The sequence below is a fragment of the Lentzea flaviverrucosa genome (assembly GCF_003350445.1).
GTDB lineage: Bacteria > Actinomycetota > Actinomycetes > Mycobacteriales > Pseudonocardiaceae > Lentzea > Lentzea californiensis.
In genome coordinates this window covers 145,262-159,408 of record NZ_QQAU01000003.1, presented here as the reverse complement: position 1 = coordinate 159,408, position 14,147 = coordinate 145,262, and the positions used below count along the sequence as shown (strand labels likewise).

Genomic DNA, 14,147 nt, shown 5'->3' with positions numbered 1-14,147 from the left:
CATGCCGCGGATCACCAAGGAAGACAAAGTCCGCAACCGGCAGAACATCGTCGAGGCCGCAGGCCGGATGTTCCGCTCACAGGGCATCGACGCGGTCGGCATCGCGGAGCTCATGAAGGAAGCGGGCCTGACCCACGGCGGCTTCTACAACCACTTCGCGTCCAAGAACGACCTGGCCGTGGAGGTGTGCGGTACCTCGTTCGCCGCGTCACACGGGGCACTGGCACAGGAGATCGAGGACGGTCATGACGAGGCCGGCTCCCCGCTGGAGCGGGTCGTCGCCCGATATCTCTCCGCCGCCCACCGGGATGCCGAGGACGGCGGCTGTCCCTCCAGCGCCCTGGTCACCGATGCCGGGCGGCAGAGCGAAGCGGTGCAGCGCGCGTACGCCGAGGGCCTCGAGGGCTACTTCGCCGGCTTCACCGCCGAGTTCCTGCGCGAAGCCGAGGCGAAGGGGCAGACGCCCGACCCGGACCAGGCCCGCCGCAGGGCCATCCGCCTTCTCGGCGAACTGGTCGGGACGATGGTGCTCGCCCGCGCGGTGCGCCACGTCCAGCCATCGTTGTCCGACGAGATCCTGCGAGCCGGCCGCGACCACGCCCTCGACTGAAGTGACGTGACAGCGCCATCGCCGCCGACGTTCTCCCCCGGAACGCAGCGGACGCCCATCGACGACAGCTTCGTCAACGGCTGAGGGACCACTCGTCCACGGCTGTGAGCGGCACCGGCAGTGGCCGCTCCACCGTGGTCGTCAGCTCGATCCGCCGCCCCTCGTCCGCCGCTCGGAGCAGGGCGGTCATCGTCTCGAGCACGTGCAGCGCGAGGCCACCGCCGGCTCGCGGGGCCCGCCGCTGCCCGCCCGCGGTGACGAGGTCGATGAGGCCGATTCCCCGCCCTGCGCCCGCGTAGCCCGCGCTGGGCGGAAGGGTTCGCCATCCGGTGCCGCCGAGCGGGAAGAGACGGGTCTCGCCGTCGAAGTGGTTCGGGTCCGGAACCGCGAGCGTGCCGATTTCACCGTGCACCTCGATCGGCGCGGCGGTGGTGGCCACCCCGTCGAAACTGGTCGTGATGGTGGAAAGCGCACCGTTGGCGTGTTCGAACACGCCGGAGACGTGGCTGTCGACCTCGACCGGGATCCGGTGGCCCATCCGCGCGCCGGAACCGATGACGCGCTCGGCGCGCAGGCGGCTGGCTGCGCCCAGCACCGTGCGCACCGGGCCGAGCAGGTGGATCAGCGCGGTGATGTAGTACGGCCCCATGTCCAGCAGTGGACCGCCGCCCGCGGTGTAGTAGAAGTCGGGGTTGGGGTGCCAGCGTTCGTGCCCCGGCGTGACCATCACGGCCGATGCGGAGAGCGGGCGTCCGATGAGCCCGTTGTCGATCGCCGCCCGCGCGGTCTGCGTGCCCGTCCCGAGAACGGTGTCCGGCGCGCACCCGACGAGGACACCGGACGCGGCGGCCCGGTCGATGATCGCCCGGCCGTCCGGCAACGTGACGGCGAGCGGTTTCTCGCCGTAGACGTTCTTGCCCGCGTCGATCGCGCGGAACGCGATCTCGGCATGGGCCGCGGGAACGGTCAGGTTGAGCACCGTGTCGACGTCCGCACCGCCGAGCAGGCGCTCGACGCTGACCGCCTCGGTGCCCGGGAGCTCTGCGGCGACAGCGGCCGAGCGGGTGGGGTCGAGGTCGGCGACCGCGGTGACGCGCACCCCGGGGTGGCTGCCGAGCGTGTCCAGATATGCGCGGGAGATGAACCCGAGACCTACGATGCCGACGCGGTGCGGGTCGCCCACAACATCCCCCTCGTGATGACGGCGCGGACGCTGGGATGCTCCAGCACGTCCAGGCTGTGCCCCGGCGTCGTCACCACGATCCTCCCGGCACCCCACCGGCGGGTCCAGATCGCCGGGCAGGTGACCGGCCGGTGCCACGGGTGCCACGGCTGGGTCGGGTGGGTCGTGGTGGCCAGCACGTCGACCAGATCGTCGTGCAGCACCCAGTACTGCTCGGTGACAAGCTCGAAGTCCTCGATGCCCGCGGTGATCGGATGCTCCCGGCCGAGCGCGGTGATGTTCACCGTGTGCGGCAGGTAGTTGTCCTCCTGCTCGCCCTGGCGCTCGCACGGCTCCTTGCCGGGGTGCGTGACGAACTGGCCGCCCACCAAGTGCAGGTAGTCCGACGACGCGCGGAACGAGTCCGCGATGCCACCGTGCCAGCCGGTGAAACCGGTGCCGGCCTCGACCGCCGCGCGCAGCCCCGCCAGCTGCTCGGTGGTGATCTGCGACATCGACACGCACTGCACGACCAGGTCGGTGCGCGCCATCTCGGCGGCGTCGGCGTACACCTCGGTCGACTCCTCGACCCGCACGGCATAACCGCCGTCTTCCAGGAACGGGATGAACAACTCGGTGGCCTTCACCGGCTGGTGGCCTTCCCACCCGCCGCGGACCACCAGAACCTTCGGCTGCGCCACACCCACCCCCTGGGAACCGCTCACCGCACGTCCGGTCTCGGAACAGCTCGATCGGCACTCCGGACTGCACATTGCCGCGCACGCCACCGCTGGTCAAGATCGGACCCGCGCTCACCGCACAGCTCATCGCCGTGGCACTCCTCTGACTACGCCCAACAGCCCAACCGGTGCAATCCTGATGTGATGGCTGAACCGGAGCACACGTCAGACGGGCATTTCGTGGTGATCGACGGACGGCGGTGGCGGGCCACTGATCCCGAGATCCCGCCCGAGCCGGCGGCACGGCTGCGCAGCCTGTTGATGGCAGCTCGCCGGGACATCAGCGCCGCCCGCCGCGCTGAAGACGCCGAGGCGGAGCGTGACGCTCGCGCACGAGTCCACCTCGCGAAGATCGCCCTGGGCGAGCGCGGCACCCCGTGGTGGGAACAGACCGCGAGCCAACGCCGACAGCGTTGGCAGGACGGCCTGGACCAGCGCGACGCCTGAGTGCGTGAGTTCCGCAGGACCATGACGCCCTCGAGTTACGAGAAGTCTCCATGTCGGCGCAGTTAGTCCCTGTGGAGTGGAAGGGCTTCGACCACGTTCGAAGGACCCTCCCCGCGCGTGGCGGTCTCGGCATACTCCGCCGTCCCGCACATCGATCTCAGGGGGCAAGATGAGAAAGACATTGTGTGTGCTGCTGGTTGTTCTCGGAGCCATGGCAGGCCTGGCGAGCACCGCCACCGCCGGCACCGGCCCTGCCGACACCGCCACGGCGCGGTCCGCCACGACGGGCTGGGTGCAGACGCCCGATTCCGGTGTCACGCCGCAGGCTCTGACCTGTTCCTCGGGCAATCTCTGCGTCTGGCCCGTCACCGATGGCAGCCGCAACCGCTGCAGTTGGCTGAACAGGGACAACGACTGGTGGAACACGCCCGTCGTGTGCAGCTGGTCGTCCAGTCAGACGGTGAAGGCCATCTACAACAGGGGCACCAGCTCCAGTTTCAGCGGTGTCTGCCTGTACGCCAACGCGAACTACAGCCACGCGCTGTACTACGTACCCCAGGGCCAGCAGTTCGTGCCCGGCCCTCAGTACGTCGTCAGGTCACACCGCTGGGTGAGTTCCAACAACGAGTGCTGGAACTCCTAGCCGATGTCGTGGAGGGCTGCTCCGCCGCACCGACAGAGTGCGCTCAACGGCGGGGTGGCCCTCCGGCAGGTCGAGGAGGCGAACGCTGACCGCCGCGCTCAGGGACCGGCGGCGAGCACCCTCAGCCCCAGAGGCGTGATCAGATGGCGGGCGAAGTTCTCCTCGCGCTCCGTGGCGATGAGACCGGCCTCGCGCAGGACGCCGGTGTGGTGGCTCACCGTGGCCGGGGCGACGCCCACCAGCTTCGCGAGCCTGGTGGTGGTGCTCCCGCCGACCACCGCCCGCAGGATCGACGCCCTGGTGGAGCCCAGCAACGCAGTCAGGTGGTCGCCGCCGGCTCGCCCGGCCGCCAGGAGCCGTGACTCGGTGCGAATGGGGAACGCCAGCGCGGGTGGCAGCTGGGGATCCGCCAGGGCCACCGGGTGGTACAGGACGAAGTAGCACGGGATCAGCACCAGGCCCCTGCCGTTCAGGTGCAGGTCCCGGTCGACGGGGTAGTCGACGAACAGCACGGGCGGGTCCCACCGCGTGCCGGGCCCCAGCGCGGCCAGCAACCCCTCCGGGCCGTCGTGCAGGTACCGCTGGATCCAGGGCGCCACGTCGGAGCACAGCCCTTCCTCGATCGTCGGCAGGTGCGGCGCGATCACGGACCTGAAGTACACGCGCAAGGCGTCACGCAACTGCTGAAGGGCTGGGGATCTCCCCCTGGCGAGGTCGTCCAGCCAGCTCGCCTCCGGCCCCGACGCGGGGCGAATCAGATCGATCTCCGCGCGCAGGCGGTCCGGCTCCGTCGACAGGACCGCGTCAACGCACTGGTCGATGCCGCACAGCTCTTCCGGTGGGGTGAGCAGATCCGGGAAGTAGGCCGCGTGCGGCGCCACCGTCACCACGGTGTGCAGCGCCGTTCGCAGCCCCGGATCGTGTGCGGCGAGTTCGCGCACACTGCGGCGCCACGCACCGAACGACAGGTCGCCGTCCCTGTGCTGCAGGACCTGCGCGCTGCTGACGATCTCCCACATCAGGTCGGGTTTCAGCCTCAACCGCGTGCGCCCGAAGTCCCGATCGGTGAAGTGGATGCGCAACTGCGGCATGTCCGCCCCCCGGAGCTGCCGTGACCTCCACCTGAGAAGTCATCGGCACCCCGGCGGAGATACAGCTCCGGCTCGAAGTCACACCGGCTGCGGTGAAGTCCGTCCTGCACGCACGCCAGGCCCGCGCTGCCGGTCAGGGCGTGTGCACCCGGTCGACCTCGATGGTGAGCAGGACCCGCTGCTGCGGACCGCCGCCGAAACCGGGGTAGGGCCGGCCGATGTACTTCTGGGACAGCTCGTCGATGTGCTCACGGGCGCCCTCGGTCGTCATGGCCACGACGCTGCCGCGCAGAGCCCAGTACCGCGAAGGCGCCGCCGGGTCGGCGATGCCGATGGCGATGCGGGGATCGCGCTGGAGGTTGCGGGTCTTCTGGTGGGTGTCCACGGTGTTGATGAGCACGTGTTCACCGTCGGTGCCCGCCCAGGTCTGGGAGATCTGCGGCGACCCGTCGGGCATGAGCGTGGTCACGAAGCAGATGGACTTGGCGTTGAGGACCGCGATCAGGTCGTCGGGCAGCGCTGTCATGTTCTCGGCCTTCACGTCTGGTCGTTGTAGAAGCGGTCGATGACCGCCTCGTCCGGCTGGTCGCCGGACAGGTCGGCGTGCCGCACTCCCGCCAGCGCGATCCGCAGAGCGCGCCGCCACAGCCCTGGGGTGTGAGCGCGGGAGGCGTCCATGACGCTGCCCACCATCACGTGCACCGCGGCGAAGTCGGCGGGGGTCGCCCCTGCCGGCAGCTGACCCGCGCGGACGGCCCGGTCGACGAGGTCGGCCACCAGTGGGGTCATCCGCTCGTGCGCGCGCTGCACCAGGGCGGTGGCCTGGTTGCGGCTGCGCAGCAGCTCCCCCAGCCCCCGGCTCTGCGCCTCGATCTCCAGTTGCCGCTCGAGGAACCAGGTGAGCCCCGCCCAGGCGTCGTCGTGGCGCGAAGCCTGCTCCGCCAAGTCGATCACCGTGTCGATGTGCTCGCTGAACAGGGCGTCCAGCAGGTCCTGCCGTTGCGGGAACCGCCGGTAGATCGTGCCCATCCCGGTGCCGGCGGCCCGCGCGATGTCCTCGTACGAGACGTCCAGCCCTTGCGAGGCCATGAGGTCGTAGGCCGTGCGCAACAACAACTGGCGATTGCGCTCGGCGTCACGACGCAGAGGAGGAGGCGCTTCGGTCACAGGCCGAGAGTAGACAAGTGGAAGAGAAATTCCAAGTTGAAGATTTCTTCCACTTATGGGCTACGCTCGCACCGTTCCCCTTCCGACGACCCCAGGAGCCACGAGTGACATCCCCTTCCGCCGACGACGTGGTCGAGCCGTTCACGATCGCCGTCCCCGACGCCGAACTGCTGGACCTGCGCAGCCGCCTGGCCGCCACCCGGTGGCCGGACCGCGAGACGGTTCCGGACGGGAGCCAGGGTCCGCAGCTGGACCGCGTCCGCGCTCTCTGCGACCACTGGGCCACCGGCTACGACTGGCGGCGCACCGAGAAGGTCATCAACGACCTCGGCTCGTCCCGCACCGTCATCGACGGGATCGACGTCCACTTCCTGCACGTCCGGTCGGCCGAGCCGGACGCCGTCCCGCTGCTGCTGTGCCACGGCTGGCCCGGCTCGGTCCTGGAGTTCCGGCACCTGGTCGGCCCGCTGACCGATCCGGTGGCACACGGCGGCGACGCCCGCGACGCGTTCCACGTGGTGATCCCCTCCATGCCGGGCTTCGGGTTCTCCGGCAAGCCCACGACGACCGGCTGGAACACCTCCCGCGTCGCCGACGCGTGGATCACCCTCATGCGGCGCCTGGGCCACGACACCTGGTTCGCCCAGGGCGGTGACTGGGGTTCGGCCGTCGTCGAGCAGATCGCCCGCAAGGCACCCGAGCGGTGCCTGGGCGTGCACTTCAACCTGCCACTGGTGTTCCCCACCGAGCAGGAGCTGAGCGCCGCGACCGCGGAGGAGCAACGGATGATCGCGCGCGCTCAGCGCTACCAGGACGAACTCAGCGCGTACGCGCGGGAACAGGCCACCCGGCCGCAGACGATCGGCTACTCGCTCGCGGACTCCCCCGCCGGACTCGCCGCCTGGATCTACACGCTCTTCCAGGACGTCACCGACAGCGGCGGCAACCCCGAAGAGGTCATCGACCGCGACGAGATCCTCGACGACGTCATGCTCTACTGGCTCCCCAACGCCGCGGCGTCCTCCGCCCGCCTGTACTGGGAGGAAAGCCGGGCCGGCACCGCGCCGGGGACCGCGGGGCGACCGAATCCCGTCCCCGCCGGGTTCAGCGTCTTCCCCGGCGAGGCCGTGCAGGCATCCCGGCGCTGGGTCGAGCGGCGCTACGAGACGGTGGTGCACTACGACCAGCTCGAGCGAGGAGGCCACTTCGCCGCCCTGGAGCAGCCCGACGTCCTCACCGGCCAGATCCGGACGACCTTCCGAGGGCTTCGGGTGTCGTGACCTCAGGCTGGATGCCCAGCTCCGCGGCCCAGCGCTCGACGACGTCCGCGGCAGTCGTCCGCACGGTGTTCGCCGAGACCCGTGCGCCGAGTTCCTTCGCCTGGGCAGTACGTTCCAGCGCCGCGTCCAGGGCGGCGCCGAGCCGGTCCGCCGTGATCTTGTGGAACGGCAGGCGCACGCCGGCACCCAGCTTCTCGATGCGCCACGCCCAGTAGGCCTGGTCGGCGAGCACTCCGGCGATGACGGACGGCAGTCCTGCGCGCAGGACGGACGCGGTCGTGCCAGACCCGCCGTGATGGACGGCGGCCCGGCACCTCGGCAGCACCGCGTCGAAGTCGACGTTGTTCGCGAGGTGCAGGTGGTCCGGCAGCTCGGCGCCGTCGGCACCGAAATCGCTCCATCCGGCGCAGATCAGCCCCCGTACGCCCCGCTCTCGCGTCAACCGGGCGATGTCGTGCAACATGGCCGAAGGGTCGGCCACCGGCGTTGAGCCGAAGCCGAAGAAGATCGGTGCGCTGCCGGCGTCCAGCCAGGCGTCCAGGCCGGGCGGCACGTCTTCGCCGAGGCGGGCCCGCAGGTCGGCGGAGAGTGCCTGCCACCCGACGATCTCGTGCCGCTCGTGCCATTCCTCCGGCCTCGACGCGACGTCCCCGCTGTACATCGCCACCGACGGGATCAGCTCCACGCGCGGGCGGCGCTTGAACCTCGCGATGCCGAGCACGTCGCACATCTCGTCGACGTTCGGTTTGTTCTCCTGCCAGAAGCCGATGTCCAGCAGGCGCCAGCTGGCCAGGTTCAGCCAGCGCAGTCGCAGGTCGCGGACAGGTGAGAGGAAGCTCGCGTGGTTTCCCGCATCGAGGACCGGATAGAGGGAGGACGTGCGGTGCGGGACACCGAGCGCCTTCGCGAGGCACTCGCCGCGGTATGCGGTCATGATCGTCGAGATCACCAGGTCGGCGCCTTCGGCCGCGGTGATGCACGCGTCGATGATCGACCGGTTCGCCTCGCGTTCCTCCAAGCCCAACGCCTTGAGGAACGTGAGGACCTTCCCGCGTGCCATGTTGTTCCGCGCTGTGTCGGAGCCCAGGAACGCGCTCATGTCCGGCTTCATCGGGACGACGTCGATGCCGGCACGTGCGGCCCACGCCGCGAGGTTCTCGTTCACCGTCATCACCACCGAGTGCCCCCGGCGCCGCAGTTCGTCGCCGAGCGCCACCATCGGCTGGATGTCTCCTCGCGAACCGTGCGCGAGTATCGCCACTCTCATCGAAACCTCCTTCGCAGTGCCGGACGCGTCAGGTGCTGCGGTCGAGGTGGACGGGGAGACCGTCGACCGGGAACGGGGCGTTCGACCAGTCCCACCGCATCCGGTAGCCCTCCGGCAGCCGCCACCGGTGGCGCAGCAACAACTCGTGCAGGATCGTCTTGACCTCCAGGAAGCCCAGCACCATCCCGATGCATTTGTGCGCACCACCGCCGAAGGGCAGCCACGCGAACCGGTGTGCCCGGTCCTCCCTGCGCGGTTCGGCGAACCGGTCCGGGTCGAACGCGTCGGGGTCGCGCCAGTACGCCGGGTCGTAGTGGTTGGCGGCGGGCATGACGACCGTGGTCGTGCCGGCCGGCAGGTGGTAGCCCGTGAGGTCGACGTCGCGGATCGTCCTGCGCACGTAGGTGGGCAGGGGCGCGACCAGGCGCAGCGACTCCTTCACCACCAGGTCGAGCGTGGTCAGCCGGTCGAGCCCGTCGATGTCCGGTGCGGGCCCCAGGGCGACGGACTCGGCACGGGCCCGTTCCTGCCACTCCGGCCGGCGGGCCAGGTGGTACATCGCCGCCGTCACCGTGGTGGCCGAGGTGTCGAGCGCGGCCAGCATCAGGAAGATCATGTGGTCGACGACCTCGGTGTCGGTGAACCGCTGGCCGTCCTCGTCGCGTGCGGAGGCAAGCACCGAGAACAGATCGCTGCCGTCGCTGTGCCGTTTGGCGGGCAGGCCGGCCGTGAAGTGTTCCTCGAGCATCCTCCTGCCGCGCAGTCCCGCCTGCCACTTCCCACCCGGCACGGGAAACCGTGCCAGTGCGGTGGTGCCGTCGACCGCGGCCTTGAACGCCCGCAGCACCGGCTCGTTCGTGCCGGGGGCGCTCGCCATGAACACCTGCGACCCGATGTCCATGGTGAGCCGGGCCATCAACGGGTGGACGGCGAACCGGGCCGGCAGGTCGGCGAGTCCCGCGCGGGCGACCTGGCCGGCGACCTCCGCGTAGGCGGCGAGCCGGGGCCGGGTGAAGGCCTGCTGCATGATCCGCCGGTGCTGCAGGTGTTCGTCGTCGAGCAACAGCAGGCCACGCCGGAAGAACGGGTCGAAGAACAGGTTCCACCCGGACTGCGAGAACGCCTTGTCCTTGTTGGTGAGCACGGCCTGGGTGGCGTCGGCGCCCCCTACCATCGCCATCTTGATGCCGAACGCCTTCATCCACGACACCGGTCCGTACCGCGTCACCCTGGCGCGTTCGAACTGCGGGCCGTACCGCATCCACTCGAGCCCGTGGCCGACCACGGGAAGGCCGGGGTCACCGGGAACGGCCCGCAGCCCCGAGCCCGGCGGCGGTGCGGCCAGGTGCTCGGGCTGCGCGGTTCCGCCGCGCAGCACCCGCGACTCCAGCCAGCGCGGCACCGGCACCGTGCTGATCGACAAGCGGCGCGTCAAGAGATCACCCGCAACGCACGACCCACCTTCTCGAACGCCTCCAGCGTGCGTTCCAGGTGCTCGGGTGCGTGGGCGCTGTTGAAACTGGTGCGGATGAGGCTGCGTCCGTCGGGCACGGCCGGAGGGACGGCCGGCGTGGCGAAGACCTTCTCGTCCCACAACCCGCGCCAGAACTGGAAAGCGGTGCTCTCGTCCCCGACGAGCACGGGGATGATCGGGCTGTTGGAGCCGAGCAGGTCGAAGCCCAGACCCAGGAGGTTCTGGCGCATGAAGTCGACCTTGGACCACATCTGCTCGCGGTGCTCGGGCTCGGAACGGATGATGCGCAACGCCGCGAGACTGGCGGCGATGTTCGGAGCGGGCAGAGCGGTGCTGAAGATGAGCAGCCGCGCGGTGTGCTTGACGTAGTCGATGACGTCGGCCGTGCCGGCCAGGAACCCGCCGACCGACGCGAACGCCTTCGAGAACGTGCCCGCCACGACGTCGACGTCGTCAGTCAGGTCGAAGTGGACGTGCGACCCTTCGCCGCGCGGCCCGAGCACGCCGGTCGCGTGCGCGTCGTCGCACACCACCCGCGCGCCGTACCGCTGGGCGACCTCCACGACCTCGGGGATCGCGCCGATGTGGCCGGACATCGAGAAGACGCCTTCGGTGTAGACGACGCGTCCGCCCGGCAGGCCTTCGTCCTCTTTGAGGAGCCGCTCGAGATCAGCGGCGTCGTTGTGCTCGAAGCGTCGCGGGCGGTTCGCCTTCAGCCGCGAACCGTCGATCAGACTCGCGTGGTTCTCGCGGTCGAAGTACAGGACGTTGCGCTGTCCGCCCAGCGTCGAAACGGCCGAGGCGGTCGAAAGGAAGCCGGCGCTGAACACCAGTGCGGACTCCTTTCCGAGGAAGTCCGCCAGTTCGGCCTCAAGGGTCTCGTGGAGCTCGAGAGTGCCGGTCAGGAACCGCGATCCCGAACAGGACATGCCGAAGTCGTCCACGGCGGCACGCGCGGCCTGACGCACCCGTTCGTCCTGGGTCAGACCCAGGTAGTCGTTGGAACCGGTGAGGACGTACTGCTCGCCGTCCACGACCACGGTGCCGCCGCTGTGCCGGGCCATGGCCTTGAAGAACGGGTACATGCCCATGGCACGTGCCTGGGCTGCGCGGCGCGGGGCCCGCAGACCGGCGAAAGCGTCCACAACGGGTTCACGAACGAGGCTCGAGGTGCCTCCGATGATGCCAGTTTCGCCCATGGCCGAACACTCCTGGTTCGTTGCTCCGCTGGAAGTCCCGCACGGCTAACGAAACCGAAGCTATTACACGAAACGCCACCTTCCTCCCATTGCCCAGTAATCACACAGCTTGCAAGCGCCTCTTATCGGCCGCATGGGCCGGAATAGTCAAGGGGTCTATTTCAGGCGGTCGCGGGACTGCTTGGTCCATTGCCTGAAGTGCTGACCGATGGGGACTCGGCCGGCCACCAGACCGGGCCCCGGAGGCACTTCGCGTGGCTCCTGGACCCGGCCGGCCGTCCGGTCCTACTCGGTGAACATCGTGTAGGAGCGCATCTGGTCGAAGCGCTTCTCAGCCAGGTCTTCGGCGCGGAGCAGGAAGCACCCGTAGTAGACGTCGCTCTGCGTGGGGAACTGGGCGAGCGGCAGCCATTCCCGCACCAGCCGGTGCTGTTCTTCGCGCTGCAGGCGTCGCCGCTCATCGGCCGACAGGTCCGTGCCCGCTGCCCGCCGGTTCTGGACGCTGTCGAAGGACATCTGCGAGTGCGGGTCGTCCGAACTGCCGACGTTGCGGCAGTACCCGCCGATCTGGAGCGTGCTGCGGTAGCGGTCGCCCTCCTCCGGCCAGAGCTCGCCGACGACCCCGCACAGCTGGTCGATGTGCTTCAGCTCGTCGACCAGCTGTTTGACGTCTTCCGCCGCGAACTGGCTGTCGCGGTCCTCGATCCAGTCCGACAGCTCCGGCCGCACCCGCGCCGTGATCCGTTGTTCGGGGATGAGGAACGGGATTTCCTCGCAGAAGAACGTCCTGGAGTCGTGGTCGGGCGGCGGTGCCGCCACCTCCGTCTCCGTGCCCGCGGGAACGTACAGGACCCGTGAGTTGGCGGGAGAGGGATGTTCGTCCATGTCCTCCTCGTGGTGCAGGAAGAACAACAGCGATCCGTCGGCCGGCAGACCGAGCCCTTCGGCCCGTGGCAAGGCCGCGCAGTCGACGGAACCGATGAACGGCAGCGGGTACCCGCCACCCGGCCATTCCTCGCCCACCGGTAAGCGGGGAAGACCACCCATCTGTCCGACGGGTTCCTCCCCGTCCTCGCCCGGCCACGCCCACACCGCGAACCGGAGGTGCTCGGCGAACCTGCCGACCTCGTCCTCGGGAATGCCTCGATCGATTGCCGCGCTGCGGAACTGTTCGTAGCGATCCATGGCGCAACATGATCGCAGAAGGGTGAAAGCGCTTCCACAGCCCCGGTCCAGATGAGACGGACCACCAGCCCGACGAGGCCGGGCACGAAGAGTCCATTGTGGATCTGCCGGCCTTGTCTCAGGATCCGACCCCACCTCAAGCCTGGCGCGATCCTTCAAGACACGAGCGCGCGACCTGGCTTAGCGTTCTCCCGTGGCAATCGGAACTGAAGGAGAACGGTGGACGAGTTCGCGAGCGCGGTCCTGGTCGCCGCGGTGCGGCACGCACTCACCGCGGAAGGAATCGCGGTCCCGGCTCTCGCACCGGCCGGCGCGCTCGTGCCGCTCGCCGCGAAGCGCCGGCTGCTGACGGAGGTCACGCGGACGCACGGCCTGCTCCCGCTGCTGCGCGTCGGGCAGTACCTCCCACAGCTACCGCCCGATCCGGCCATCTCGGCCCTCACGGCCGCCGGCACGCCCTCCGACCTGTTCGACCGGTGGAGCCGGCTCGAGCGCTTCGTCCACTCCCGTCATCGCGTGGTCGTCCGTGCGGCGGGTGCTGATCAGCTCGTCGCCGAGCACGTCGGACGGTCCGGAACCCGGCCGGAGCCAGCCGAGGACGTGCTCGTGCTCGGGGTGCTGGCGGCGCTGATGACGGCGATCGGCACCCGCGGGGTCGTCGTCACGCTCGAACCGCACCACCAGGTGGTCTACGACGACGGCGTTCTCACGCCTCCTGAGGCCGGTCGCGGCACCGCGCTCTGGCGTTTCGCCTGGTCCGGACGTTCACCAGAGGCGCCTGCGCAGGTCGCCGGCACCGATGTGGCCTCGCGCGCACGCCACGTCCTCACGGGCGATCTCGCCCGCGGCTGGACGTTGCGCGAACTGGCGGCACGGTTCGGCATGTCGGCACGCACCCTCCAGCGCACCCTGCAGCCCGCCGGCGGGTTCACCGCTCTGCTCGCCACCGCCCGTGCCGACGCCGCCGCAGACCTGCTCATGAACACCACGCACCCACTCGGCATCGTCGGCTTCGCCTGCGGCTACGCCGACCAGCCCCACCTCACCCGCGAGTTCAAACGCCGCACCGCCATGACACCCGCCGCCTACCGGTCCGCGTTCACCCGCCAGCCGGCGAAGGAGACAAGAGCATGAACCTCACCGGAACCACGGCTCTCGTCACGGGCGCGACACGCGGCATCGGCCGCGAGCTCACCCGCCAACTGGTCGCGGGCGGCGCGCGGGTGGTGGCGGTCGGGCGCGACCGCGACCACCTCACGTCACTGGCTGCCGAACACGGCGACCTCGTCCACGCCTGGCCCGTCGACCTGGCCGACCCGGCGGCGGTCGACACCTTCGTCCGCGACGTCGCCGAACGGCATCCCGACATCTCCGTGGTGATCAACAACGCCGGCGTGCAGACGCTCACCGACTTCTTCGCCGACGACCCCACGGCGCTGCGGCCGGTTCTCCGCCGCGAGATCGCCGTCAACCTCGACGCCGTCGTCGCGCTCGCCACCGGGCTGCTCCCCCACCTGCGCCGGCACCCTTCCGCGGCGATCGTCACGATCACGAGCGGCCTCGCGCTGGCACCGAAACGCTCGGCGCCGGTCTACTGCGCCACGAAAGCAGCGGTGCGCACCTTCAGCCGTGCGCTGCGCTACCAGTGCCAGGACTCCGCACCCCACGTCCGGGTGATCGACGCGGTGATGCCGCTGGTCGACACCGACATGACCCTCGGGCGCGGCAGCGGCAAGATCAGTGCCGCTGACGCCGCCGCAGCGGTGATCGCCGGCATCCGCCGCGACTCCGACGAGATCCACATCGGCAAGGTCCGCCTGCTTCGAACGCTCATGCGGCTCTCACCCCGGCTCGCCTACCGCGTCCTGCGCAACAGCTGACG

The 14,147-nt window shown here is 69.9% G+C and carries 15 protein-coding genes; 6 read left to right on the top strand and 9 right to left on the bottom strand.

Annotation, left to right across the window (positions count from 1 at the left end):
- Position 1: 1 nt before the first annotated feature.
- Positions 2-610, top strand: coding sequence for a TetR/AcrR family transcriptional regulator (locus DFR72_RS10760; protein ID WP_090062935.1), 609 nt, complete (start codon positions 2-4; stop codon positions 608-610).
- Between the two features lie 73 nt (positions 611-683).
- Here the strand turns inward: DFR72_RS10760 and DFR72_RS10755 are convergent, their stop codons facing one another.
- Together DFR72_RS10755 and DFR72_RS10750 are read right to left on the bottom strand one after the other, a co-directional pair.
- The gene (locus DFR72_RS10755) at positions 684-1,793 is read right to left on the bottom strand and encodes a Gfo/Idh/MocA family protein (protein ID WP_090062936.1); all 1,110 of its coding nucleotides are present in this window, start codon (positions 1,791-1,793) and stop codon (positions 684-686) included.
- Complete coding sequence (locus DFR72_RS10750) at positions 1,763-2,473, bottom strand: ThuA domain-containing protein (RefSeq protein ID WP_090063588.1); 711 nt, start codon at positions 2,471-2,473, stop codon at positions 1,763-1,765. The genes DFR72_RS10755 and DFR72_RS10750 overlap by 31 nt, the downstream gene beginning before the upstream one ends.
- 183 nt (positions 2,474-2,656) lie before the next feature.
- Here DFR72_RS10750 and DFR72_RS10745 point away from each other — a divergent pair, with 183 nt between their 5' ends.
- Both DFR72_RS10745 and DFR72_RS10740 read left to right on the top strand, forming a co-directional pair.
- The gene (locus DFR72_RS10745) at positions 2,657-2,959 is read left to right on the top strand and encodes a hypothetical protein (RefSeq protein WP_090062938.1); all 303 of its coding nucleotides are present in this window, start codon (positions 2,657-2,659) and stop codon (positions 2,957-2,959) included.
- 169 nt (positions 2,960-3,128) lie between these two features.
- Positions 3,129-3,602 (top strand): peptidase inhibitor family I36 protein, encoded by a 474-nt coding sequence (locus DFR72_RS10740; protein WP_090062940.1) that lies wholly within the window; start codon positions 3,129-3,131, stop codon positions 3,600-3,602.
- 98 nt (positions 3,603-3,700) lie between these two features.
- Here the strand turns inward: DFR72_RS10740 and DFR72_RS10735 are convergent, their stop codons facing one another.
- From DFR72_RS10735 to DFR72_RS10725, 3 genes are all read right to left on the bottom strand, one after another.
- Positions 3,701-4,693 (bottom strand): ArsR/SmtB family transcription factor, encoded by a 993-nt coding sequence (locus DFR72_RS10735; RefSeq protein WP_090062941.1) that lies wholly within the window; start codon positions 4,691-4,693, stop codon positions 3,701-3,703.
- A 133-nt stretch (positions 4,694-4,826) separates the two neighbouring features.
- Entirely contained in the window at positions 4,827-5,234 is a 408-nt protein-coding gene (locus DFR72_RS10730; protein ID WP_245982770.1) for a PPOX class F420-dependent oxidoreductase, read from the bottom strand.
- Positions 5,231-5,860: a TetR/AcrR family transcriptional regulator gene (locus tag DFR72_RS10725; protein ID WP_211335378.1), complete on the bottom strand. Its 630-nt coding sequence runs from the start codon at positions 5,858-5,860 to the stop codon at positions 5,231-5,233. The genes DFR72_RS10730 and DFR72_RS10725 overlap by 4 nt, the downstream gene beginning before the upstream one ends.
- A gap of 104 nt (positions 5,861-5,964) precedes the next feature.
- Between DFR72_RS10725 and DFR72_RS10720 the strand changes: the two genes are divergently transcribed.
- A complete protein-coding gene (locus DFR72_RS10720) occupies positions 5,965-7,140 on the top strand; it encodes an epoxide hydrolase family protein (protein ID WP_090062943.1) in 1,176 nt (391 codons plus the stop codon).
- Here the strand turns inward: DFR72_RS10720 and DFR72_RS10715 are convergent.
- The 4 genes from DFR72_RS10715 to DFR72_RS10700 all read right to left on the bottom strand — a co-directional run bounded on the left by DFR72_RS10715 (position 7,094) and on the right by DFR72_RS10700 (position 12,265).
- On the bottom strand, positions 7,094-8,407 hold the full coding sequence (locus tag DFR72_RS10715) for a glycosyltransferase (RefSeq protein ID WP_090062944.1): 1,314 nt from the start codon (positions 8,405-8,407) through the stop codon (positions 7,094-7,096). The two genes, DFR72_RS10720 and DFR72_RS10715, sit on opposite strands and share 47 nt — an antisense overlap.
- A 28-nt stretch (positions 8,408-8,435) precedes the next feature.
- Positions 8,436-9,842, bottom strand: a complete 1,407-nt coding sequence (locus DFR72_RS10710) for a cytochrome P450 (RefSeq protein WP_090062946.1) — start codon at positions 9,840-9,842, stop codon at positions 8,436-8,438.
- Positions 9,839-11,080 carry an aminotransferase class I/II-fold pyridoxal phosphate-dependent enzyme gene (locus DFR72_RS10705; protein WP_090062947.1) on the bottom strand — a complete coding sequence of 414 codons (1,242 nt, stop codon included), beginning with the start codon at positions 11,078-11,080 and terminating at the stop codon, positions 9,839-9,841. Before DFR72_RS10705 ends, DFR72_RS10710 begins: the two co-directional genes overlap by 4 nt.
- 285 nt (positions 11,081-11,365) lie before the next feature.
- Positions 11,366-12,265, bottom strand: coding sequence for a DUF1963 domain-containing protein (locus tag DFR72_RS10700; RefSeq protein ID WP_090062949.1), 900 nt, complete (start codon positions 12,263-12,265; stop codon positions 11,366-11,368).
- Between the two features lie 219 nt (positions 12,266-12,484).
- On the opposite strand from DFR72_RS10700, the gene DFR72_RS10695 reads away from it, so the two are divergent.
- The gene (locus DFR72_RS10695) at positions 12,485-13,399 is read left to right on the top strand and encodes a helix-turn-helix transcriptional regulator (RefSeq protein ID WP_090062950.1); all 915 of its coding nucleotides are present in this window, start codon (positions 12,485-12,487) and stop codon (positions 13,397-13,399) included.
- A complete protein-coding gene (locus DFR72_RS10690; RefSeq protein ID WP_090062952.1) occupies positions 13,396-14,145 on the top strand; it encodes an SDR family oxidoreductase in 750 nt (249 codons plus the stop codon). The genes DFR72_RS10695 and DFR72_RS10690 overlap by 4 nt, the downstream gene beginning before the upstream one ends.
- Positions 14,146-14,147 lie beyond the last annotated feature (2 nt).

Bases quoted from the DNA above. Each gene is read 5' to 3' on its own strand.
- DFR72_RS10760 (WP_090062935.1), top strand. From the start codon at position 2: ATGCCGCGGATCACCAAGGAAGACAAAGTCCGCAACCGGCAGAACATC.
- DFR72_RS10745 (WP_090062938.1), top strand. From the start codon at position 2,657: ATGGCTGAACCGGAGCACACGTCAGACGGGCATTTCGTGGTGATCGAC.
- DFR72_RS10740 (WP_090062940.1), top strand. From the start codon at position 3,129: ATGAGAAAGACATTGTGTGTGCTGCTGGTTGTTCTCGGAGCCATGGCA.
- DFR72_RS10735 (WP_090062941.1), bottom strand. From the start codon at position 4,693: ATGCCGCAGTTGCGCATCCACTTCACCGATCGGGACTTCGGGCGCACG.
- DFR72_RS10715 (WP_090062944.1), bottom strand. From the start codon at position 8,407: ATGAGAGTGGCGATACTCGCGCACGGTTCGCGAGGAGACATCCAGCCG.
- DFR72_RS10705 (WP_090062947.1), bottom strand. From the start codon at position 11,080: ATGGGCGAAACTGGCATCATCGGAGGCACCTCGAGCCTCGTTCGTGAA.
- DFR72_RS10700 (WP_090062949.1), bottom strand. From the start codon at position 12,265: ATGGATCGCTACGAACAGTTCCGCAGCGCGGCAATCGATCGAGGCATT.
- DFR72_RS10690 (WP_090062952.1), top strand. From the start codon at position 13,396: ATGAACCTCACCGGAACCACGGCTCTCGTCACGGGCGCGACACGCGGC.